A 24,266-nucleotide genomic window follows, 5' to 3' on the forward strand; every position below is an offset into this window, starting at 1 on the left:
AATCTCTCCTAATAAAACATCAAAACGCAGGAATTAACTGCAGTGGCGGTTCCTGCAACAGTTTATCTTGCTCATTAAAAATGGAAATCTGTCTGCGCCAGAAATCCTCATCTGTCATCCAGGGAAAACTTCTCGGAAACGCAGGATCCTGCCAGCGGCGAACAATCCAGGCAAGATAATAAACCATACGCATGGCACGTAAAGGTTCAATCAGTGACAATTCATGTGGGTCAAAATCACTAAATTCGGCATACGCCTCCAGCAAAATATCCCATTGAAGGCGTTGCTCCTGACGTTCACCATTCACCAGCATCCACAGATCCTGAATCGCCGGACCGTTACGCGCATCATCTAAATCAACAAAAAGTGGCCCATCGCGCCACAGAATATTCCCGGGATGGCAATCGCCGTGCAAACGCAGTGGAGCCCAGTTGGTATGCCAACACCTCTGCAATGTATCGATCAGGCGGTCAAGGCTTTCCAACAGTTTAATTTTTAGCGACTTAGGGATCAGTGGCGTCGCTTCCAATATCTGTCGAGGTTCGATCACATACTCTTTTAAGCCAATAGTCGGACGCTCTGTAAAACGTTTTTTTCTACCCGTTTGGTGGATTCGCCCAATGAAACGCCCGACCCATTCCATATGATCGTAGTTATCGGTCTCATACTGTCGCCCACCAAGGCTTGGGAATATGGCAAACCAGAATCCTTCATGTTGATGTAATCTTTTGTCCTGTAGCATTATAGGGGCTGCTATCGGGACATCGTCTTCAACCAACTCAACGGAAAATTGATGCTCTTCTTCGATCTGCTCCAGCGTCCAACGTTGAGGCCGGTAGAACTTCACCACATAACGTTTCTTGTCTTCATCTGAAAACTGATAAACGCGGTTTTCATAACTGTTGAGCGCCGTTAGACCCGACTCTACGCGTAAGCCCGTATCCCATAACGCATCAATAATCGTATCAGGATTTAACGTCTGAAAGTTGAAGGCTGGTATTGTCATTTTACGTGCTCACCATTTCGCTAACATTTATCAGCAATCAGTATACCCTAAATAATTCGCGTTGCCGGATGGCAACAATCCTGTCTGGGGTAGAATGGGAGCCGTTTACCGCAATCCACGAATAAGATAAAGAGCCACGCAGGTAACAAGCCGACAGCCTGAAACACAGCGGAAGTATGCTTAAATGACAAACCTTATAGACTTAGGTCTTAATCCTTAATCACACCACGTGCACGCAATAGTGCCGTTTTAAAATCCACTTCATAATCCTTTTTAAGTCCGGGGATAGCGTCGGTCTTTTCAGCATCACGCATTTTCAAATGATAGATTAGGATATCATCCGTCAATTCAGTCATTGGGCCAGTAAAACCTGACTCATTGGCCAGTTTCTGTAAAAATTGCAGCAGGTTTAGATCCGATTCTTTTTGCCATGCAGGCTGAAGAAGAGAGACTAATTCATTAAGACGGTGGTTTTTCATCGCAACATTCCTTTCAAAGAGAATAGCCGTTACGTTAACAGGCTTAAAACCACATTAAAAGAGAGGCTTTGTACGGATGTCCTTACAACAGCAGGAGATAACAGGCATTATTCTTGCCGGTGGCCGTGGCAGCAGAATGAATGGTGAAGACAAAGGGCTCATTTCATTAAACGGAGTACCTCTCTATCATCATGTTTTACAGCGACTGCAACCCCAGGTAAAGCAGACATTGATTAGCGCTAATAGGAATATCACACGTTATCAGGAAAGCGGCTGTCTTGTGGTTTCAGATATTCATCCAGATTTCGCAGGCCCCTTAGCTGGTATACTGGCATCGCTGCGTGCGATCGATACTGAATGGGCTGCATTCGTATCGTGTGATACACCTTTCATTCCCCTGGATTTGATCACACGCCTGTGGAGCGCTAAAAGACAGGCAAAAGCCGTTTGGGTGCGAAATGACAATAATGATCATCCTACGCTATCAATTATCCATCACAGCGTTGCCGACAGATTAGAACAGGAACTTTCACAAGGCCACGGTAGACTAATGCTATTTCTACAGCAAATCGGTGGACACGCCGTTATTTTTGACGATGATCCCCAGGTTTTTATCAATATGAATACGCCTGATGATATGAAATTTTATCAGGAGAACCATTAAATGGTGCCATTACTTGCTATCGCCGCCCGGAGCGGTACCGGTAAAACGACCCTACTTAAACAGCTTATTCCTGTCTTGAAAGCACGTGGTATCCGCCCCGGAGTCATTAAACATACCCATCATAATATGGACGTTGATACACCAGGAAAAGATAGCTATGAATTACGTAAATCCGGCGCCGATCAGGTGATGATTGCCAGTCAGCAACGCTGGGCGCTGATCGTTGAGGCCCCCCGGCATGAAGAACTTGATCTACAATATTTAGCCGCTCAAATGGATGCGTCTCAACTCGATATCATCCTCGTTGAAGGCTTTAAGCATGAGCAGATAGCAAAGATAGCGCTCTGGCGCGAAGAACATAGTAGTAATATCAGTGAGTTATTAGATAAACATGTTATCGCAGTCGCTAGCGATAGTGAGCTGAATGTAGATGTGCCAGTGCTCGATCTGAATAATCCGGAGCAGATCGCTGACTTCATTATTAACTGGTTAATACTATTTTCCAGGAAGGCAAATACGGAGAGAATAATCAGCATGTGAGTCGTAACAATTATGGCGTGCTCGGAGGGGTAGGTGGCATTTCCCGCGGTTAACTCAGGGGCCCAAAACAAAAAAAGCCCCCCGCTTTCGCAGGAGGCTTCTTTCTTTATTTGATGCCTGGCAGTTCCCTACTCTCGCATGGGGAGACCCCACACTACCATCGGCGCTACGGCGTTTCACTTCTGAGTTCGGCATGGGGTCAGGTGGGACCACCGCGCTAGTGCCGCCAGGCAAATTCTTTTCGTGACGCTCATTCTGCGCCACTGATTCTTTATCCGTTTACAAGCCGAAAATCTTATCGTCTCTCTACCAAAACGCCTCTGGCGTTGTAAGGTTAAGCCTCACGGGTCATTAGTACCGGTTAGCTCAACGCATCGCTGCGCTTACACACCCGGCCTATCAACGTCGTCGTCTTCAACGTCCCTTCAGGACTCTCAAGGAGTCAGGGAAGACTCATCTCGAGGCAAGTTTCGCGCTTAGATGCTTTCAGCGCTTATCTTTTCCGCACTTAGCTACCGGGCAATGCCATTGGCATGACAACCCGAACACCAGTGGTGCGTTCACTCCGGTCCTCTCGTACTAGGAGCAACCCCTCTCAGTCTTCCAGCGCCCACGGCAGATAGGGACCGAACTGTCTCACGACGTTCTAAACCCAGCTCGCGTACCACTTTAAACGGCGAACAGCCGTACCCTTGGGACCTACTTCAGCCCCAGGATGTGATGAGCCGACATCGAGGTGCCAAACACCGCCGTCGATATGAACTCTTGGGCGGTATCAGCCTGTTATCCCCGGAGTACCTTTTATCCGTTGAGCGATGGCCCTTCCATTCAGAACCACCGGATCACTATGACCTGCTTTCGCACCTGCTCGAGCCGTCACTCTCGCAGTCAAGCCAGCTTATGCCATTGCACTAACCTCACGATGTCCGACCGTGATTAGCTGACCTTCGTGCTCCTCCGTTACGCTTTAGGAGGAGACCGCCCCAGTCAAACTACCCACCAGACACTGTCCGCAGCCCGGATAACGGGCCTACGTTAGAACATCAAACGTTAAAGGGTGGTATTTCAAGGTCGGCTCCACGCAGACTGGCGTCCACGCTTCAAAGCCTCCCACCTATCCTACACATCAAGGCTCAATGTTCAGTGTCAAGCTGTAGTAAAGGTTCACGGGGTCTTTCCGTCTTGCCGCGGGTACACTGCATCTTCACAGCGAGTTCAATTTCACTGAGTCTCGGGTGGAGACAGCCTGGCCATCATTACGCCATTCGTGCAGGTCGGAACTTACCCGACAAGGAATTTCGCTACCTTAGGACCGTTATAGTTACGGCCGCCGTTTACCGGGGCTTCGATCAAGAGCTTCTCCTTGCGGATAACCCCATCAATTAACCTTCCGGCACCGGGCAGGCGTCACACCGTATACGTCCACTTTCGTGTTTGCACAGTGCTGTGTTTTTAATAAACAGTTGCAGCCAGCTGGTATCTTCGACTGGCTTCAGCTCCGGGAGCAAGTCCCTTCACCTACGCGCCAGCGTGCCTTCTCCCGAAGTTACGGCACCATTTTGCCTAGTTCCTTCACCCGAGTTCTCTCAAGCGCCTTGGTATTCTCTACCTGACCACCTGTGTCGGTTTGGGGTACGATTCAGTGTTACCTGGAGCTTAGAGGCTTTTCCCGGAAGCAGGGCATTTGTTACTTCAGCACCGTAGTGCCTCGTCATCACGCCTCAGCCTTAAAGCACCCCGGATTTGCCTGGGATGCAAGCCTACACGCTTAAACCGGGACAACCGTCGCCCGGCTAACATAGCCTTCTCCGTCCCCCCTTCGCAGTAACACCAAGTACGGGAATATTAACCCGTTTCCCATCGACTACGCCTTTCGGCCTCGCCTTAGGGGTCGACTCACCCTGCCCCGATTAACGTTGGACAGGAACCCTTGGTCTTCCGGCGAGCGGGCTTTTCACCCGCTTTATCGTTACTTATGTCAGCATTCGCACTTCTGATACCTCCAGCAACCCTCACAGGCCACCTTCAACGGCTTACAGAACGCTCCCCTACCCAACAACGCATAAGCGTCGCTGCCGCAGCTTCGGTGCATGGTTTAGCCCCGTTACATCTTCCGCGCAGGCCGACTCGACCAGTGAGCTATTACGCTTTCTTTAAATGATGGCTGCTTCTAAGCCAACATCCTGGCTGTCTGGGCCTTCCCACATCGTTTCCCACTTAACCATGACTTTGGGACCTTAGCTGGCGGTCTGGGTTGTTTCCCTCTTCACGACGGACGTTAGCACCCGCCGTGTGTCTCCCGTGATAACATTCTCCGGTATTCGCAGTTTGCATCGGGTTGGTAAGCCGGGATGGCCCCCTAGCCGAAACAGTGCTCTACCCCCGGAGATGAGTTCACGAGGCGCTACCTAAATAGCTTTCGGGGAGAACCAGCTATCTCCCGGTTTGATTGGCCTTTCACCCCCAGCCACAAGTCATCCGCTAATTTTTCAACATTAGTCGGTTCGGTCCTCCAGTTAGTGTTACCCAACCTTCAACCTGCCCATGGCTAGATCACCGGGTTTCGGGTCTATACCCTGCAACTTAACGCCCAGTTAAGACTCGGTTTCCCTGCGGCTCCCCTATACGGTTAACCTTGCTACAGAATATAAGTCGCTGACCCATTATACAAAAGGTACGCAGTCACCCCATTAAAGAGGCTCCCACTGCTTGTACGTACACGGTTTCAGGTTCTTTTTCACTCCCCTCGCCGGGGTTCTTTTCGCCTTTCCCTCACGGTACTGGTTCACTATCGGTCAGTCAGGAGTATTTAGCCTTGGAGGATGGTCCCCCCATATTCAGACAGGATACCACGTGTCCCGCCCTACTCTTCGAACTCACAGCAGGTGCATCTTCGTGTACGGGGCTTTCACCCTGTGTCGCGCGACTTTCCAGACGCTTCCACTGATGCACAAGCTGATGATGGTTCCGGGCTCCTCCCCGTTCGCTCGCCGCTACTGGGGGAATCTCGGTTGATTTCTTTTCCTCGGGGTACTTAGATGTTTCAGTTCCCCCGGTTCGCCTCATGCCACTATGTATTCATGACATGATAGTGCAACGGATTGCACTGGGTTTCCCCATTCGGGTATCGCCGGTTATAACGGTTCATATCACCTTACCGGCGCTTATCGCAGATTAGCACGCCCTTCATCGCCTCTGACTGCCAGGGCATCCACCGTGTACGCTTAGTCGCTTAACCTCACAACCCACAGGCGTTTTGCAACGCATACGTGTCGTGATAATTTGAGAGACTCGAACACACCGCCTTCATTCTTTATTACGGAAGAATGACGCGACGTGTCGTTTCAATTTTCAGCTTGTTCCGGATTGTTAAAGAGCAATATCTTAAAACCTGACTCGCGAAAGTCAGCTTTAAGCTATTTTTTGATAACGTCTTTCACTCGTTATCAGATATGGCGTCCCCAAGGGGATTCGAACCCCTGTTACAGCCGTGAAAGGGCAGTGTCCTGGGCCTCTAGACGATGGGGACACGAAATTTGCTTAACCGGCAACCGGTAAGCAAACGGCAATGCAATTGCTCATTACATCTATCAGACAATCTGTTGTGGACACTGCGCCGGAAAGTATCTTCAGGTAAGGAGGTGATCCAACCGCAGGTTCCCCTACGGTTACCTTGTTACGACTTCACCCCAGTCATGAATCACAAAGTGGTAAGCGCCCTCCCGAAGGTTAAGCTACCTACTTCTTTTGCAACCCACTCCCATGGTGTGACGGGCGGTGTGTACAAGGCCCGGGAACGTATTCACCGTGGCATTCTGATCCACGATTACTAGCGATTCCGACTTCACGGAGTCGAGTTGCAGACTCCGATCCGGACTACGACGCACTTTATGAGGTCCGCTTGCTCTCGCGAGGTCGCTTCTCTTTGTATGCGCCATTGTAGCACGTGTGTAGCCCTGGTCGTAAGGGCCATGATGACTTGACGTCATCCCCACCTTCCTCCGGTTTATCACCGGCAGTCTCCTTTGAGTTCCCGGCCGAACCGCTGGCAACAAAGGATAAGGGTTGCGCTCGTTGCGGGACTTAACCCAACATTTCACAACACGAGCTGACGACAGCCATGCAGCACCTGTCTCACAGTTCCCGAAGGCACCAATCCATCTCTGGAAAGTTCTGTGGATGTCAAGACCAGGTAAGGTTCTTCGCGTTGCATCGAATTAAACCACATGCTCCACCGCTTGTGCGGGCCCCCGTCAATTCATTTGAGTTTTAACCTTGCGGCCGTACTCCCCAGGCGGTCGACTTAACGCGTTAGCTCCGGAAGCCACGCCTCAAGGGCACAACCTCCAAGTCGACATCGTTTACGGCGTGGACTACCAGGGTATCTAATCCTGTTTGCTCCCCACGCTTTCGCACCTGAGCGTCAGTCTTCGTCCAGGGGGCCGCCTTCGCCACCGGTATTCCTCCAGATCTCTACGCATTTCACCGCTACACCTGGAATTCTACCCCCCTCTACGAGACTCAAGCCTGCCAGTTTCAAATGCAGTTCCCGGGTTGAGCCCGGGGATTTCACATCTGACTTAACAGACCGCCTGCGTGCGCTTTACGCCCAGTAATTCCGATTAACGCTTGCACCCTCCGTATTACCGCGGCTGCTGGCACGGAGTTAGCCGGTGCTTCTTCTGCGGGTAACGTCAATGAAAAAGGTTATTAACCTCTCTCCCTTCCTCCCCGCTGAAAGTACTTTACAACCCGAAGGCCTTCTTCATACACGCGGCATGGCTGCATCAGGCTTGCGCCCATTGTGCAATATTCCCCACTGCTGCCTCCCGTAGGAGTCTGGACCGTGTCTCAGTTCCAGTGTGGCTGGTCATCCTCTCAGACCAGCTAGAGATCGTCGCCTAGGTGAGCCGTTACCCCACCTACTAGCTAATCTCATCTGGGTTCATCCGATGGTGTGAGGCCCGAAGGTCCCCCACTTTGGTCTTGCGACGTTATGCGGTATTAGCTACCGTTTCCAGTAGTTATCCCCCTCCATCGGGCAGATCCCCAGACATTACTCACCCGTCCGCCACTCGTCACCCGAAGAGCAAGCTCTTCTGTGCTACCGTTCGACTTGCATGTGTTAGGCCTGCCGCCAGCGTTCAATCTGAGCCATGATCAAACTCTTCAATTTAAAGTTTGATTTGCTTCAACTCGTGAAGCGATGCTCAAGGAAAACGTCGTAATGAATTTATTACGTGTTCACTCTTAAGACTTGATATTTTTTACGTCCGGAGACGTTGATATCAATCCTGCGAGTGCCCACACAGATTGTCTGATAAATTGTTAAAGAGCGGTGCAGTCAGCGGCTTCGCCTGCTGCTGCGAGGTGGCGTATATTACGCTTTCCTCTTTCAGAGTCAACCCTTTTTAAGGAGGTTTTTTCTCTGGCGGTTCAGTGTGTTCTGAACCTCTGACCCGGTGGCCTGTAAGCCGTTGTTCCGTGTCAGTGGAGGCGCATTATAGGCAGTTCCTGACGGCTGACAAGTGTTAAATGCAAAAAAAAATCCAACTGCTTTATTTTCCATCAATCGCTGGATATTTGCACTTTTTAAGGTGTTTTTTTATCCATAAGGACCATTCCTGCCACAACATGAAGTCAATAAACTCAATATTGAGGATGCTATGCTTATCTGCATCTTCCGTTCGCACTGCAGGTTAGCGCGATCAATAAAAATAATAAGGATGCTTGATGCTTAAATCTGCCCGCAGTATGGCTGGTCTTCCGTGGATTGCCGCGATGGCATTTTTCATGCAGGCACTTGATGCGACGATACTTAACACGGCCCTCCCCGCAATCGCCCTTAGCCTTGAACGTTCACCATTAGCAATGCAATCTGCCGTTATCAGCTATGCGCTTACGGTAGCTATGTTGATTCCCATCAGCGGCTGGCTAGCGGATCGCTTCGGTACGCGCAAAGTCTTTATTACAGCAGTGCTGTTATTTACCCTCGGCTCGCTGTCTTGCGCACTATCAAGTTCCCTGAGTATGTTAGTGATTTCACGTGTAATACAAGGCATAGGCGGAGCGATGATGATGCCTGTTGCACGCCTGGCGCTCTTAAGAGCCTATCCGCGCAGTGAGCTACTGCCGGTATTGAACTTCGTTACAATGCCCGGGTTGATCGGGCCTATCCTCGGCCCTTTACTGGGTGGGTTACTGGTTACCTACGCGACCTGGCATTGGATATTCCTGATTAATATTCCCATTGGTATCCTGGGTATCATTTATGCACGTAAATATATGCCGGACTTCACCACACCTAAGCGCCGCTTCGATTTGTTAGGCTTTATTTTTTTTGGTCTTGGACTGGTGCTGTTGTCGAGCGGACTTGAGCTCTTTGGTGAAAAAATCGTTGCCAGTTGGCAAGCTTTGAGCGTAATGATTTGCGGGGTTGCACTGCTACTTCTCTATATAGTTCATGCACGTCGCTATCCGGTGCCTTTAATCGGGCTGCCTATGTTCAAAACACGAACATTTTCAGTTGGCATTCTTGGAAATATTGCTTCGAGGTTAGGGACCGGCTGCGTACCGTTTCTGATGCCACTGATGCTGCAGGTGGGTTTTGGTTATTCGGCTCTTCTGGCTGGCTGTATGTTAGCGCCAACGGCAATAGGCTCTATATTGGCTAAATCAACCGTCACCCAAGTTTTACGTTGGCTCGGCTATCGTAAGACACTGGTGAGTATCACCGTGATTATCGGTTTACTGATTGCCACATTTGCTCTGCAGATGCCAGGCTCCAGTATACTGATATTGCTGGCCCCGCTATTTATACTGGGCATGACGATGTCAACCCAGTTTACCGCCATGAATACCATTACCCTTGCAGATCTGAATGACGATAATGCCAGCAGCGGCAATAGCATGTTGGCGGTATCACAACAACTGGCGATTGGCCTGGGTGTCGCGGTCAGCGCCGCGGTGCTACGCTTTTATGAAAATTTTGATGGCACAACCGTTCAGCATTTTCACGCAACTTTCCTGACGATGGGCATAGTCACGATTCTTTCTGCTTTTGTCTTTATGCTTTTAAAACCAGGAGATGGTCGGCATTTAATCGCGGACCGTGAAAAACGTAAAAAATAACGGACTTACACAACCTCACCAACAGAAGCACGCTCAATCAGCTCAGGCGTTAAAACCAACGTTTGGCGATCAAAGTCGGGGTTTGCCAGTCGGTAAATGAGTGTATCAATGGCCAACTCCCCCAATTCGTCCTTGGGTTGATGGATCGTCGTGAGTGGAGGAGACATATAGCGCGCCAGTTCAATATCGTCGTATCCCATCACGGCAATATCCTGAGGAATGGTTAATCCGGCCTGATACAACGCATGATAGACACCAACGGCCATTGCATCATTGCTGGTAAAGACAGCTTGCGGCGGCTGGGAAAGCGCCAACAGCTGATTCATTGCGTTATAGCCGCCCTGGAATTCGAAATCACCATTAACAATATATTCAGGCAAAACAGGAAGCGACGCCGTCGTCATCGCTTTCTTATATCCATCAAGGCGCAGTTGAGCTGGCGTTTTATCCTGTGGCCCTGTGATACAGGCGATGCGCGTATATCCACGGGAGATGAGATAGGATGTTGCCAGTTCCCCGCCCAATAGTGAGTTATCCTGAATAATATCGCTGCTGCCTTCAAATGGTGCCCAGTCCATCATTACTGAAGGAATAGAGGGATAGCGATTAAGGATATCTATCGAGGGTAAATGGCTTTCGGTACACATGATAAGCAACCCATCAACACGTTTTTGCAACAGTGTTTCGAGGCTGCGATTCATTCGATCTTCATCACCCTCGGTATTACACAGCACCAGACTATACCCGCGTTCGTAGCAGCTATTCTCTACCCCGCGTACTACTTCCGAAAAAAAGGGGTTACTGCTGGCGGTTAATAGCATACCAATGGTGCGCGTCTTGTTTATTTTAAGGCTTCTAGCCAGTGCGGAGGGTGCGTAGTTAAGCTCATGAATTGCAGCAATAATTTTCTCCCGCACCGCTTCACTAACAAAACGGTTGTTGTTAATCACATGGGAGACCGTTGACGTCGAAACACCCGCTAAACGGGCGACATCCTTCATGGTAGCCAAGCAATCTACCCCTGCTGCTGTAAGAAGCTATCAATCTCTTTACGCCACGGAACAGAAGGCTGCGCACCGGGACGGGTGACCGCAATCGCTGCTGCTGCATGGGCAAAACGCACGGCTTTCTCTATTGGTTGCTGTTCCAGAAGCGCGGTGATCAACGCACCGTTAAAGGTATCACCTGCCGCAATGGTATCGACCGCCTCAACCTTGAAGCCAGGAATACGCTTCCCATTACCCTCCATACTTAGCCAGACACCGCGACTTCCCAGGGTAATCAATACCGTACCGATGCCTTTTTCATGTAACGCTGTCGCAGCCCGAGCAGCATCTTCATCAGTATCAATATGAATGCCGGTAAGAATTTCAGCTTCGGTTTCGTTAGGGGTAATGATGTCCACCAGCGATAGCAGCGTATCGTCCAGCTTCGTGGCCGGTGCCGGATTAAGGATCACTTTCGTCTGATGCTGATGGGCAATGTTTGCCGCGGCCAACACACTCTCCAAAGGAGACTCAAGTTGCATCAATAACGCTGAAGCGCCGGCAATAGTCTGCTGATATCGCATCACTCGTTCAGGCGTTAAAAACGCATTGGCTCCAGCATGAATACCAATGGTATTTTCTCCTTCCGCATTAACAAAAATCAACGCTACACCGGTTGCGGTTTCTGCTACTGCATCAATCGAAGCTGTATCAACTTTATCTTCCACCAGTTGCTGGCAGATTCGTTCACCAATATCATCCTGGCCAACACAGGCAATAAAAGCAATTTCCGCGCCGCTACGGCCAGCCGCCACCGCCTGATTGGCGCCTTTTCCTCCGAACGCGACCTGATAGTGTTTCCCGATCACCGTTTCTCCCGGGCGCGGAAAATGTGCCAGATTGAGGATATGATCTGCATTAATACTGCCCAGAACGGCGAGTTTACCGGTTTTCATCATGAGGAATTGTCCCTAAAAAGTGCGCCACCGCCAGAGGTGGCGCATAGCCCTGCGTTTTTTGATTTATTTGGTGATCAGCTTCAGATCGACCGGATTAATCGCCTGTACTTTTTCGCCTTTCAGCACTTTATCTGCAGTTTGTACGCCGATAATGCCAATTTGCTCTGGCATCTGCGCGACAGTTGCGCCCAGTTTACCGCTTTCAACCGCTTTCACACCGTCATCGGTACCGTCAAAACCCACAACAATCACATCCGATTTACCCGCAGTCTGTAGTGCACGCAGTGCGCCGAGCGCCATTTCATCGTTCTGGGCGAAGACACCTTGCACATCCGGATGCGCCGTCAACAAGTTCTGCATGACATTCAAGCCTTTCGTACGATCAAAATCCGCTGGCTGGCTGGCAAGAAGAGTAAATTTATGCGCATCTGCCGCCTGCTTAAAGCCTTCACCGCGCTCACGTGCTGCAGAAGCGCCGGCAATACCTTCCAACTGAATGATTTTTGCACCTTCACCCAGTTTTTTAGCCATGAAGTCACCCGCCATTTTGCCGCCAAAGCGGTTATCTGAAGCAACATGGCTGACAACATCACCTTTGGAAGCAACACGATCCAGTGTGATAACCGGAATTTTTGCTTGATTCGCCATTTTTACCGAATTGCCAACGGCATCAGAATCTGTCGGATTGATCAGGATTAATCGGGTGCCACGCACGGTAAGATCTTGTACGTTCGCCAGTTCTTTCGCTGGGTTATTCTGTGAATCGAGCACCACCAGATTGTAGCCCAGCTTATCCGCTTCTTTTTGCGCCCCATCCTTCAATGAAACGAAGAACGGGTTGTTCAGTGTGGAAACCACCAGGGCAATGGTATCTTTTGCCAGCGCATTGGTGCTAATAGCAGCGCTAAGGATTACAGCAAGTGCAGTCAGTTTTTTCATTTTCATGTTCTAATTTCCTGTAGGGATAACCCGAAGTGCTGGATATCGCAGCGCGTTAGCAAAGCCTGTGTTCAGGTCAATGCGACAACGGATATCAAACTCGACGGGCCGGGTTATTTACTGCTTTTATTGTCTACCAGCACCGCCAATAAAATGACTACTGCTTTAACGATCATCTGGTAGTAAGAAGAAACACCTAATAAATTCAGACCATTATTGAGAAATCCGAGGATCAACGCACCGATCAACGTTCCCACAATGCGCCCTTTCCCACCCGCCAGGCTGGTTCCCCCCAGCACAACAGCGGCAATGGCATCCAGCTCGTAGCCAGTACCCGCTGTTGGCTGCGCAGAGGAGAGTCGCGCAACTTCAATGACGCCAGCCAACGCCGCCGTCATACCACACAATGAATAAACGATGATTTTGACACGATTAACGTTGATACCCGAAAGGCTCGTCGCAGCCTCGTTGCCACCCAGAGCATAGATATAACGGCCTAAGCGAGTGTGATGCAGCATGTACCACGCCAGTACGAAAACAATGGCCATAATCCAGATTGGGGCTGGCACGCCGAGTGGACGACCAATACCGAACCAACCAAAAAGATCGGCATTATCGTTAAAACCGGTGTTTACCGGGCTACCATTGGTATAAACCATCGTGACACCGCGTAATAACAGCATCATTACCAGCGTGGCGATAAATGCCTGTACTTTTCCTTTGGCGACAATAGTGCCGGTAATTGCGCCAATAACCGTTCCTAGCGCTAACGCACCAGCCACAGCAACCAACGCGTTGACCTCCAGGCCAACCAGCGACGCTGCCACCGCGCCGGTTAGCGCCAGCAATGAGCCGACGGAAAGATCAATACCGGATGTGAGAATAACTAGCGTCATTCCAACCGCCATAATGGCGTTAACAGATGTCTGTTGCAGGATATTGAACAGATTATTCAGCGTAAAAAAACTGGGGCTCAGGCTAGAAACGATAGCGATCAGCACAATTAAGGCAATCAGCGATTTTTGTTCCAGCAACCAGGCTTTGCTTATCATACGACGGCGTGCAGGTAACATTTGGCTACTCATAATGGACTAACTCCTCGCTGTGTTGCTTACCCACGGCCGCAGCCATAAGGGCCTCCTGCGTGGCCTGTTCTATCGGGAAAGTGCCGCTGAGACGACCTTCATGCATCACCAGAATACGATCGCTCATGCCCAATACCTCTGGCATTTCAGATGAGACTAAGATGATGCTAAGCCCTTCCTCTTTAAATTGATTAATAAGTTGATAGATCTCTTTCTTCGCGCCAACATCCACGCCGCGTGTAGGCTCATCCAGAATCAGTACTTTCGGGCGAGTCATCAGTCCACGCGCGATGGCAATTTTTTGCTGATTACCACCGGAAAGTAGGCCAATCGGTTGATCCATAGACGGTGTTTTTACCTTGAAGAGGCGAATAAAATCGCCTACGGCCAGTTGCTCTTCAGCATGCTTCAGGCGTCCACCCGCGTGACTGAAATAACGCAGAGCGGTTAGCGACATGTTTTCTTTCACTGACATGCCCAACACCAATCCATCACGCTTGCGATCTTCAGAGATATACACGATGCCGTTCGCCAACCCTTCTTCAGGCGTGCGGGCTACAACGCTGTGCCCATCAAGCGTAACGTTACCGCCAGTACGTGGTAACGCGCCGTACAGCACTTTCATCAGTTCCGTACGCCCCGCACCCATCAGCCCCGCCACGCCAAGAATCTCTCCTTTACGCAATGTGAAACTGACGTCATCAACACCAGGACCACTAAGGTGTTCAACCTTAAGCAGGATCTCACCGGGCGCTTTATCCAGCCGTGGATACTGCTCTTCGAGTTTGCGGCCAACCATCATTTCAATAAGCGACTCTTCACTCAGCGTAGTGACCGCTCGCTCTGCAATGAACTGACCATCACGGAAGATGGTGACGTCATCGCAGATTTCGAAAATCTCTTTCATTCGATGCGAGATATAAACAATACCGCAGCCTTGCGCTTTTAATTCGTTAATAACGCGAAATAACGAAACCGTTTCGGTATCCGTCAGGGCATCGGTTGGCTCATCCATAATGATGACTTTCGATTCGAAACTCAGCACTTTAGCGATTTCAACCATCTGCTGATCGCCAATAGAGAGCTCGCTAACCAGCTTGTGGCTGTTAAAGCGCAAATTGAGTCGTTTCAGTAATACATCAGCGGCGGCATACATTTTTTTCCACTGAATACGACCAAAACGATTAACAAACTCACGTCCCAGAAAAATGTTTTCCGCGATACTGAGTTGGGGGATCAGATTAAGTTCCTGATGAATAATACCGATACCCGCTTCCTGTGAAGCCTTTGGTCCATTGAAGCGAGTTTCATTACCCAACCACAACAGCGATCCGGCATCACGCTGATAAATACCGGTCAGCACTTTCATCATTGTCGACTTACCGGCACCATTTTCCCCGACCAGTGCCATAACGCGGCCAGGATAAACGGACAACGCGGCGCCAGAGAGCGCTTTTACGCCCGGAAAAGATTTATCAATACCTTTCAGTTCCAGTAACGGTTGCATATCAACCTCAGAATGTCACGCCAGCACTGAGGATGACATTCGCATACGGGGAACACTCCCCGCTGCGAATGACAGCCTGACTGCGTTGTGTTTGTAATTTGAACTGTTCATGACTGATATAACGGATACTGATAGGTTTTCCCTGGTGTTGTTGCAATCGTTCAAGATGTGCGATCAGTTCGTTATGAAGCTGCGGATTGTGCTGCTTAATTTCCTCCGCAATGAGGGCACTTTCTACCTGCATCTCTTGCGTTACCGCTTCGGTGACCTGCATAAAACTGGGTATACCATGCGTCAGCGCCAGATCGATACGCTGTGGGCCCACAGGAACAGGTAAGCCTGCATCGCCAATCGTCAGGCAATCGGTATGGCCCAAACGGGAAATCACGTAAGAAACTTCAGAATTCAGTAAGGTGCCTTTTTTCATTTTTTACTCCAGAGCGAAACGTTTCGCTAACAATGAGTTTAAAAAAAGTGCGGCGGAAAACAACGGGAATATGATAAAAATGTGATCGCCATCGAAACGTTTCGCTCTCTGTGTTTAAAATTTGGTTTAGGACAAAGACGTGAGATGAAAAAAGACGATAAAACAGCGGCGTGTTAGCAATGCAGTTGGCACACAATGATGAACCGTTGCGCCGCCACGCACTGGCTGATCTTGATGCAGGGGGCGGGCAGGGTAAGCGTTTTACCGGCCGACGGGACAGGAAAAGCCGACTGCAGCTTAGAACTTTCCATCGTTAGCAATCTCGCAATGCTGCACGAGATTGCTAACGCGATGTGCTAATCGTCAGGAAGGGGGTTTTCAGCCTTCTCCCGGTATATCACCGTTAAATCTCAACCTGCGTGCCTAATTCAATCACACGGTTTGGTGGGATTTCAAACTGATCCGGTGCCCGTAGAGCATTGCGCTGTAGTGCGAGGAACAGTTTTCCACGCAGCCGTAAATACCACGGACGATCGCCAATAATGAGAGACTCATGCGACATGAAAAATGAGGTTTCCATCATCCGGCAGCTCAAACCTTCCAGCCCACAGCGATGGAAAATCTCTTCCATATTGGGCGTTTCTCGCCAGCCATAGCTTGCCACCACGCGCCAGAAGGTGGGCGAAAGCTGCTCAATACTGACACGACGCAGGTTATGCACATAGGGCGCATCTTCCGTACGCAACGTCAGCAGCACCACACGCTCATGTAAAACTTTGTTATGTTTAAGATTATGCAACATGGCAAAAGGAATAACGTTCAAAGCACGCGACATATAAACCGCGGTACCCGGTACACGAACCGGTGGCGATTTCTCCAGCGAAGCGATCATTGCCTCAAGGGAGTTACCGTGTTCATGCATACGACGCAATAAACGGAAGCGTTCACTTTTCCAGGTTGTCATCACAATAAACATCGCCAGCGCCAGGCTTAGCGGTAACCAGCCACCCGAGAACACTTTCACCAGGTTGGCAGAGAATAGTGGTACATCAATGCACAACATCATCACCAGAATCAGCGCAATGAGATAGCGATTCCAGTGCCAGTTTTTTACCGCTACGGTGCAACTCAGGATCGAGGTTAAAACCATGGTTCCCGTAACTGCAATACCGTAAGCCGCCGCAAGATTACTGGAGTGCTTAAAGCTCACGATAACAATCACCACCGCAAAGAAGAGTATCCAGTTAATCACCGGGATATAGATTTGTCCCGACTCATTTTCCGACGTATGAACGATGCGTATGGGTGGCAAATATCCTAATCGCACGGCCTGCCGAGTGAGGGAGAATACGCCAGAAATCACAGCTTGTGATGCAATAACCGTTGCCAACGTGGCCAGAATGAGTAATGGGATGAGCGCCCAGTCGGGTGCCAGCAAAAAGAATGGGTTTTTTATCGCCTCAGGATGCTTCAACAATAACGCTCCCTGACCAAAATAGTTCAGTACCAGCGCCGGTACCACAACAGAGAACCATGCCAGCCGAATAGGGAACTTACCAAAATGCCCCATATCCGCATACAGTGCCTCAACGCCGGTAATCGCCAATACGACGGCACCGAGAGCGAAGAAAGAGATCTGCTTGTATTGCACAAAGAAATGAACGGCCCAGGAAGGATTCATGGCTTGTAACACTTCAGGGTTATCAATAATGCTGCGCGCGCCGAGTATCGCCAGCACGATAAACCATAGCAGCATAACGGGCGCAAAGAGCTTGCCGACAATGCCTGTACCGTGTTTCTGAATAACAAAGAGCAGCGTCAATACTGCTATTGATAAGGGAACGATATACGCATCCAGTGAAGGTGCGGCAATCTCTAAACCTTCAATCGCAGACATCACCGAGATAGCAGGGGTGATCACCACTTCTCCGAAGAAAAAACTGCCGCCAATCAGGCCCATAATAACGAGCACAGCTGTTGCACGGGCGCCCGTATTGCGTCCGGCCAGTGACATCAGCGTTAAAATCCCGCCTTCACCAGCGTTATCAGCCCGCATCACATAGCTGATGTACTTCAGTGAAACGACGAGAATAAGAAGCCAAAAAATCAGGGATAAAAATCCGAAAACCGCGCCACGCTCAACACCAAAACCAAACTGACCAGAAAGACACTCACGCAGCGTATACAGCGGACTGGTGCCAATATCTCCGTATACCACACCAATTGCCGCAAGCGTCACGGCTCCAAGGGACTGCTTATTTTCAGCACTCATAGTCTAATCTTTAGTTAAAACAGAGATGCGCGACATTGCGCAGGGTTAATCCATAAAACGGCGCACAGTATGCACGAATTACCATAAAAGCCCATCCTGCTATCTGACTGGTTTTTGATTTGACGCGCCTCTTCACCCTTTAGTGATAAAAAAGCTGACTGCTATCAAGTGTTTCAAGCATGATAGCTAATAATAGTTACGCCCGTACTAAAGCCCACTGGCGACCTTGTACCTAAAGGATGATTGACTGATTATGGTTCAACCTCATTTACTGGCAGAAAGAATTTCCCGCCTCAGCAACGCGCTGGAAAAGGGATTGTATGAGCGCCATCACGCCATACGCCTCTGTTTACTGGCTGCCTTGTGTGGCGAAAGCGTATTTCTGCTGGGGCCGCCAGGTATCGCAAAAAGCCTGATTGCACGCCGTCTTAAATATGCATTTCAACATGCACGCGCTTTTGAATATCTTATGACGCGTTTCTCAACGCCGGAAGAGGTATTTGGTCCGTTGTCGATTCAGGCTCTAAAAGATGAGGGACGCTATCAGCGGCTGACAAAAGGATATCTCCCTGACGCGGAAATTGTGTTTCTTGACGAAATCTGGAAAGCCGGCCCGGCGATCCTCAATACGCTATTAACCGCAATCAACGAACGCCGCTTTCGCAACGGAGACAGTGAAGAAGCGATCCCGATGCGTCTGCTGGTTACCGCATCGAATGAGTTACCTGAGGCGGATAGCGGACTGGAGGCGCTTTACGATCGCATGTTAATCCGCCTGTGGCTGGACAATGTTCATGAGAAACAAAACTTTCGTAGCATGCTGATCCACCAACAGGATGAAAACACCAATCCGGTTGCAGAAAATCTCTGTATTAGTCATGAGGAATATCATGAATGGCAGAAAAGCATCGCGCTGGTGGAGTTACCGGACCATGTTTTTGAACTGATTTATCAGTTGCGCCAGCAGTTAGAAAATTTGCCGGATGCACCCTATATCTCCGATCGTCGCTGGAAGAAAGCTATCCACCTGCTGCAAGCCTGCGCGTTTTATAGCGGACGCAGTGCGATTACCCCCATCGATTTGATCTTGCTGAAAGATTGTCTGTGGCACGATGTCACGTCAATGAAACTACTCGACCGTGAAATCAATACACTGATCACGCAGCAGGCATGGCAGCAGCAGTCGATGTTAATCAGACTGCAGCAGATTGACGCACGCCGATTGGCGATACAACAGCAACAAAGTATTGAGCAGGCTATTGTGTTGGAAAAACATGGCGGCATGTTCAGCCGTAAACCCCATTATGAGCTTCCCGCCAGTCTGAGTGATGAACATCTGACACTTATGCTGCAAAAACCGCTCACATTGCATGATATGCAGGTTACCCATGTAGTGATCCCGCGAGAAGCGCTGCATCACTGGCTACAAAAAGGGGGGGAGGTTCGTGGTAAGTTGAACGGTATAGGCTTCGCGCAAATACTGGATCTGCAGGTGGATGGTAACGATTGCCTGACGCTGCGCGATGTCAGTCTGCAAGCGTCACGCCTGATGCTACCGGGCAAGCAGCAGAACAATATGCCAGAAGAAATCGTACAGGCGCTGGATGAGCTGGAAACGCAGCTACGCAGGCAACGCGCACTGTTCAGCCAGCAGCAACGCTGTCTGTTTATTAGCGACGACTGGCTGGCACGTATTGAAACCAGTCTGCAGGATGTGGCGGAACAGATGAAACAGGCGCGTAAATGATCTCGGTTGAGACATTGAGCGCGCTACTGTCTATCGGCGAAGGTGAGCTAATAGAAGAGCTAATTATTGTACTACTGGCATCACCGCAGCTGGCACTGTTCTTCGAGAAATTCCCGCGGATGAAAAATGCGTTGCTTCGCGATATCCCCCGCTGGAAGGCTGAAATAATCGAAAACCTAAAAACCACACCGATCCCTGAAACACTGGAAAAAGAATTTACACTATTTCAACAGTATCAAACGCTGAGTACCCGTGAATTCTCCTATCAATTAAAGGAATTACTCCTCAATCTTGATACGCTGAATACTCCCTTTGCTGAACAGGCACGCACGCTGGTTGCCAATATTGAAGCAAACAAGGTGAGCCAGGCTCAACATACACTTTTTCTGCAACGCTGGCGCCTTAATCTGACGCTACAAACCTTAACGCTCAATCAGCAGCTACTTGAACAGGAACGGGAAAAACTGCTGGCAGAATTGCAGCACCGTCTGGCGATCAGTGGCCAGTTAGCTCCCCTACTCTCGGACGATGATGAAGCCGCAGCGGGACGCTTATGGGATATGAGTGTCAGTTCCCTGCAACATGGCGACGATAAACTGATTGCCGAATATGGTGAATTCCTGACTCAACAGCCTGAACTGATAAAGCTGGCCGAACAGCTAGGCCGTAGTCGAGCAGCAAAATCGGTTCCCGCAGACGAAGCGCCACTGGAAGCGTTCCATCAACAGGTGCGCGAACCGGATAACGTGCCCGAAGAGGTAAGCGGCATTCATCAGAGTGATGATGTATTACGCCTGTTGCCGCCAGAACTGGCAATTCTGGGTATCAGCGAACTGGAAATTGAATTTTATCGGCGGTTAGTGGAAAAACGCCTGCTGACCTATCGGTTACAGGGTGATACATGGCATGAAAAGATGTCGCTACGTCCGGTCAGCCACCAACAACATGAAGATAGCCCCCGTGGTCCGTTTATCGTTTGTGTTGATACATCAGGCTCCATGGGCGGGTTTAATGAGCGCTGCGCCAAGGCCTTCTGCCTGGCCCTGCTAAAAGTCGCCCTGGCCGATAAGCGACGCTGTTACATCATGCTTTTCGCCCATGAGGTGATCGGGTATGAATTAACCGGCGATGATGGCATTGCCCAGGCTATTCGCTTTCTCGGGCAACGTTTTCGGGGCGGAACCGATCTGGCTGGCTGTCTGGATACGGTAATAAAACGTATGAAAAGCCCTATATGGCAGGAAGCGGATGCGGTTATCGTCTCGGACTTTATCGCTCAGCGACTACCTGATCCTTTAATAAAAAATATTCAGCATCATCAGTTACAACTGCAGCAACGCTTTCACGCCGTTGCCATGTCCGCCCATGGAAAACCGGGAACGCTTCGCATTTTCGATCATATCTGGCGCTTCGATACCGGATTAAAAAGCCGTTTACTACGACGCTGGCAGCGCAAATAATGTTGTACAAATAACAATTTATTTTCATATTCTGTACAACTTTCCCCAACAGATGAAAAAGCTTATTTGCTATAGTTACACTTAAAATAATTCGAGTTGCCGGCGGATGGCAGATTTATCATGCCTCGCAAGCCGCATGAATTTGACGGCATCTCTTTATTTCTCCACCGTGACCAGGGAGTATATCGTGACACAGCAGCACATTTCCGGCTTACCTGCCCCCACTAAAACGCTGCTTTTAAGTGGCAGTGATAGCGAACAGAAACGTCAGGAGATCCTTAACTATTTCACCCAAACGTGGGAGCTGTACGAAAGTCTGTTCGATTGCCTGAGCGACGATCGTGCCTGGTTTAACAAAGCTATTTCACTCCGCCATCCGTTGATCTTTTATTTTGGCCACACCGCCACGTTCTACATTAATAAACTGATGGCCGGGCAATACCTTGATCGCCGTATTGATGCCAACATCGAAGCGATGCTGGCGATTGGCGTGGATGAAATGAGCTGGGACGACCTGGATAATCGCCATTATTCATGGCCATCTCTTGCTGAACTACGTGATTACCGGGGCAAAGTAAAAAGCACCGTAAGCACCTTTATTCGTAACATGCCGCTAACGCTGCCTATTGACTGGAACAGCCCAGCCTGGGTGATTTTGATGGGCATTGAGCATGAACGTATCCATCTGGAAACCTCTAGCGTGCTGATACGTCAGTTGCCCGTGGAGTGGGTTCAACCCAATTCGCACTGGCCCGTTTGTGAAGTGGCGCGGCATCAACGTGAGGTAACGCCGAAAAACCAGCTTGTTGCGGTTCCCGGAGGAAAAGTCATCCAGGGGAAAACCGACGACACCTATGGCTGGGATAACGAATACGGTCAGTTACATACAGAGGTTAGTCCCTTTAAAGCCAGTCAAATGCTGGTGAGCAATGCCGAGTTCTTTGAATTTGTTGTCGCTGGCGGTTATCAACAGCAGCAATGGTGGGATGAGGAAGGCTGGGGCTGGCGTGAATTCTCCGCAGCAACCCTGCCAACATTTTGGGTTGGCGATCTTGCACAACCGGACGCATTGAAACTCCGTTTAATGACGGAAGAAGTCGCAATGCCGTGGGACTGGCCAGTAGAAGTGAATCAACTGGAAGCCGCAGCCTTTTGTCGCTGGAAAGCCGCAGAAACGGGTAAATCCATTCAGTTGCCGAGTGAAGCTGAATGGTATGTATTACGTGAACAGGTAGAGGGCGATCAGCCCGACTGGCCACAAGCACCCGGTAATATCAACCTGGCTTACTGGGCATCTTCCTGCCCGGTTGACCAATTCCCGCAGGGCGATTTTTACGATGTGGTAGGCAACGTCTGGCAATGGACGACCACACCAACGAATGGTCTGGAAGGATTCAGGGTTCATCCACTGTATGACGATTTTTCTACACCCACTTTTGACGGCAAGCATTCACTTATCAAAGGTGGTAGCTGGATTTCGACCGGCAATGAAGCGCTCAAGTCATCGAGGTATGCATTCCGCCGCCACTTTTTCCAGCATGCAGGTTTCCGCTATGTGATCTCTTCCCACCAGGAAACCATGAAGGTTAACCCGTACGAAACGGACAGCATGGTGTCCCAATACCTCGATTTTCAGTACGGTCCTGACTATTTTGGTGTAAAAAACTACGCTAAGGCGCTGGTAGAGATAGCCTTGCAGGTTACTCATAAACGTGGACGGGCACTGGATATTGGCTGCGCTACGGGTCGGGCGAGTTTTGAACTGGCACGCCATTTCGAGCAGGTTGTCGGAATGGATTACTCGGCACGCTTTATTGATGTAGCTTTACAACTCACCAGCGGTGAAGATTTTCGTTATGTGACGCAGGAAGAAGGTGACTTGGTGGAATACCGCCAGGTACGTCTCAAAGATTATGATGTGGGTACCGAGCAGGCTTCACGTATTCATTTTATTCAGGGAGATGCCTGTAACCTTAAACCACAACGCGAGTTATATGATTTGGTCCTGGCGTCAAATCTCATCGATCGGTTACACCAACCAGCACAATTTTTACGGGATATTACCACCATGCTACGTTCCGGCGGCGTATTGATGCTCTCTTCGCCTTACACATGGCTGGAAGAGTACACCCCAAAAGAAAACTGGCTGGGTGGTATACGGGAAAATGGTGAAGCGCTAACCTCGTATCAGGCGTTACAGCGTTTGCTAAGTCACGATTTTGAAGAGATTGCAGCCCCGCAGGACGTTCCTTTCGTGATCCGTGAAACCGCACGTAAATATCAGCATACGCTGGCACAGTTGACGGTTTGGCGTAAACGGTAAATTCGGACCGGCGTGGACAACCACGCCGTCATCATCGGAGCAAAAAGTGGTAGATAATCTGCAAATAGATAATCTCGATCGCGGCATCCTTAATGCGCTAATGGAAAATGCGCGTACAGCCTATGCCGAGCTGGCAAAAGTCTTTAACGTCAGCCCCGGTACCATTCACGTACGCGTAGAAAAAATGAAGCAAGCAGGGATCATCAAAGGAACTCGGGTGGAGATAGATCCTAAACATCTGGGTTATGACGTCTGCTGCTTTATCGGCATTATTCTGAAAAGCGCTCGGGATTACCCCGCCGCGGTAGCCAAACTTGATGCGTTGGATGAAGTGGTCGAAGCCTGGTATACCACGGGTCACTACAGCATATTTATCAAGGTGATGTGCCGTTCAATCGATGCATTGCAGCAAGTATTGATCAACAAGATCCAGACCATTGATGAAATTCAGTCCACTGAAACGTTAATCTCACTGCAAAATCCGATCATGCGCTCCATTAAGCCATAATCGGTGCATAATATTATCCACAGCCATTCAGCCATCACTTTCCGCCATTACACTGCTCAGAGCCGCTGCGTATTTCGATTAAAGTAGCGGCCATTAGCGGCGTTGTGCGAACTTTCTACTGAATCCCACAAAAGCCATTGAAGCTAAAAAATCAGTCATACCGGAGAAAAACCCTATTCTTCCACAGGTAGATCACCGGAAGATCACAGCGTACAATGCTTGCCTTTAGACTC

The 24,266-nt window shown here is 49.7% G+C and carries 16 protein-coding genes, 1 tRNA gene and 3 rRNA genes; 7 read left to right on the forward strand and 13 right to left on the reverse strand.

Features of this window, described 5'->3' with window-relative positions; genetic code table 11:
- Window positions 1-19 precede the first annotated feature (19 nt).
- Both J1C60_RS18340 and J1C60_RS18345 read right to left on the reverse strand, forming a co-directional pair.
- Window positions 20-1,006, reverse strand: coding sequence for a serine/threonine protein kinase (locus tag J1C60_RS18340; RefSeq protein WP_128175337.1), 987 nt, complete (start codon window positions 1,004-1,006; stop codon window positions 20-22).
- A 209-nt stretch (window positions 1,007-1,215) separates the two neighbouring features.
- The gene (locus J1C60_RS18345) at window positions 1,216-1,485 is read right to left on the reverse strand and encodes a YihD family protein (RefSeq protein ID WP_128175336.1); all 270 of its coding nucleotides are present in this window, start codon (window positions 1,483-1,485) and stop codon (window positions 1,216-1,218) included.
- Between the two features lie 76 nt (window positions 1,486-1,561).
- Between J1C60_RS18345 and mobA the strand changes: the two genes are divergently transcribed.
- Together mobA and mobB are read left to right on the forward strand one after the other, a co-directional pair.
- Window positions 1,562-2,149, forward strand: a complete 588-nt coding sequence (gene mobA / locus J1C60_RS18350; protein ID WP_128175334.1) for a molybdenum cofactor guanylyltransferase MobA — start codon at window positions 1,562-1,564, stop codon at window positions 2,147-2,149.
- Window positions 2,150-2,689: a molybdopterin-guanine dinucleotide biosynthesis protein MobB gene (gene mobB, locus J1C60_RS18355; RefSeq protein ID WP_128175332.1), complete on the forward strand. Its 540-nt coding sequence runs from the start codon at window positions 2,150-2,152 to the stop codon at window positions 2,687-2,689.
- A gap of 115 nt (window positions 2,690-2,804) precedes the next feature.
- Here the strand turns inward: mobB and rrf are convergent.
- The 4 genes from rrf to J1C60_RS18375 all read right to left on the reverse strand — a co-directional run bounded on the left by rrf (window position 2,805) and on the right by J1C60_RS18375 (window position 7,865).
- Window positions 2,805-2,920 (reverse strand): 5S ribosomal RNA (gene rrf, locus J1C60_RS18360).
- Window positions 2,921-3,019: 99 nt separating this feature from the next.
- A 23S ribosomal RNA gene (locus J1C60_RS18365) occupies window positions 3,020-5,927 on the reverse strand.
- A gap of 215 nt (window positions 5,928-6,142) precedes the next feature.
- Window positions 6,143-6,218: transfer RNA gene (locus J1C60_RS18370), tRNA-Glu, on the reverse strand.
- Window positions 6,219-6,323: 105 nt separating this feature from the next.
- Window positions 6,324-7,865: ribosomal RNA gene (locus J1C60_RS18375) — 16S ribosomal RNA — on the reverse strand.
- Together the 16S, 23S and 5S rRNA genes with 1 tRNA gene alongside form the textbook arrangement of a ribosomal RNA operon.
- A 557-nt stretch (window positions 7,866-8,422) precedes the next feature.
- Between J1C60_RS18375 and mdtD the strand changes: the two genes are divergently transcribed.
- Window positions 8,423-9,820: a multidrug transporter subunit MdtD gene (gene mdtD, locus J1C60_RS18380; RefSeq protein ID WP_128175310.1), complete on the forward strand. Its 1,398-nt coding sequence runs from the start codon at window positions 8,423-8,425 to the stop codon at window positions 9,818-9,820.
- A 5-nt stretch (window positions 9,821-9,825) separates the two neighbouring features.
- Here the strand turns inward: mdtD and rbsR are convergent, their stop codons facing one another.
- The 7 genes from rbsR to kup form a co-directional block, all read right to left on the reverse strand.
- Entirely contained in the window at window positions 9,826-10,830 is a 1,005-nt protein-coding gene (gene rbsR, locus J1C60_RS18385; protein ID WP_182611422.1) for a ribose operon transcriptional repressor RbsR, read from the reverse strand.
- A 5-nt stretch (window positions 10,831-10,835) separates the two neighbouring features.
- The gene (rbsK, locus tag J1C60_RS18390) at window positions 10,836-11,765 is read right to left on the reverse strand and encodes a ribokinase (RefSeq protein ID WP_128175309.1); all 930 of its coding nucleotides are present in this window, start codon (window positions 11,763-11,765) and stop codon (window positions 10,836-10,838) included.
- A 63-nt stretch (window positions 11,766-11,828) separates the two neighbouring features.
- On the reverse strand, window positions 11,829-12,710 hold the full coding sequence (gene rbsB / locus J1C60_RS18395) for a ribose ABC transporter substrate-binding protein RbsB (protein WP_128175307.1): 882 nt from the start codon (window positions 12,708-12,710) through the stop codon (window positions 11,829-11,831).
- 107 nt (window positions 12,711-12,817) lie between these two features.
- Window positions 12,818-13,777 carry a ribose ABC transporter permease gene (rbsC, locus tag J1C60_RS18400; protein ID WP_375139774.1) on the reverse strand — a complete coding sequence of 320 codons (960 nt, stop codon included), beginning with the start codon at window positions 13,775-13,777 and terminating at the stop codon, window positions 12,818-12,820.
- Window positions 13,778-13,781: 4 nt separating this feature from the next.
- Window positions 13,782-15,296 carry a ribose ABC transporter ATP-binding protein RbsA gene (gene rbsA / locus J1C60_RS18405; RefSeq protein ID WP_128175303.1) on the reverse strand — a complete coding sequence of 505 codons (1,515 nt, stop codon included), beginning with the start codon at window positions 15,294-15,296 and terminating at the stop codon, window positions 13,782-13,784.
- 7 nt (window positions 15,297-15,303) lie between these two features.
- Window positions 15,304-15,723, reverse strand: coding sequence for a D-ribose pyranase (rbsD, locus tag J1C60_RS18410; protein ID WP_128175301.1), 420 nt, complete (start codon window positions 15,721-15,723; stop codon window positions 15,304-15,306).
- A gap of 403 nt (window positions 15,724-16,126) precedes the next feature.
- Complete coding sequence (gene kup, locus J1C60_RS18415; RefSeq protein ID WP_128175299.1) at window positions 16,127-17,995, reverse strand: low affinity potassium transporter Kup; 1,869 nt, start codon at window positions 17,993-17,995, stop codon at window positions 16,127-16,129.
- A 253-nt stretch (window positions 17,996-18,248) separates the two neighbouring features.
- Between kup and ravA the strand changes: the two genes are divergently transcribed.
- The 4 genes from ravA (at window position 18,249) to asnC (ending at window position 24,033) form a co-directional block, all read left to right on the forward strand.
- Window positions 18,249-19,742, forward strand: coding sequence for an ATPase RavA (gene ravA, locus J1C60_RS18420; RefSeq protein WP_128175297.1), 1,494 nt, complete (start codon window positions 18,249-18,251; stop codon window positions 19,740-19,742).
- Window positions 19,739-21,202 carry an ATPase RavA stimulator ViaA gene (viaA, locus tag J1C60_RS18425; protein WP_128175295.1) on the forward strand — a complete coding sequence of 488 codons (1,464 nt, stop codon included), beginning with the start codon at window positions 19,739-19,741 and terminating at the stop codon, window positions 21,200-21,202. The genes ravA and viaA overlap by 4 nt, the downstream gene beginning before the upstream one ends.
- A 136-nt stretch (window positions 21,203-21,338) precedes the next feature.
- Window positions 21,339-23,525 carry a 5-histidylcysteine sulfoxide synthase gene (gene ovoA, locus J1C60_RS18430; protein ID WP_128175294.1) on the forward strand — a complete coding sequence of 729 codons (2,187 nt, stop codon included), beginning with the start codon at window positions 21,339-21,341 and terminating at the stop codon, window positions 23,523-23,525.
- A 46-nt stretch (window positions 23,526-23,571) separates the two neighbouring features.
- Window positions 23,572-24,033 (forward strand): transcriptional regulator AsnC, encoded by a 462-nt coding sequence (gene asnC / locus J1C60_RS18435; protein ID WP_128175292.1) that lies wholly within the window; start codon window positions 23,572-23,574, stop codon window positions 24,031-24,033.
- The last annotated feature ends 233 nt before the right edge of the window (window positions 24,034-24,266 follow it).

Source organism: [Pantoea] beijingensis, from assembly GCF_022647505.1.
GTDB classification, from domain to species: Bacteria; Pseudomonadota; Gammaproteobacteria; order Enterobacterales; family Enterobacteriaceae; genus Erwinia; species Erwinia beijingensis.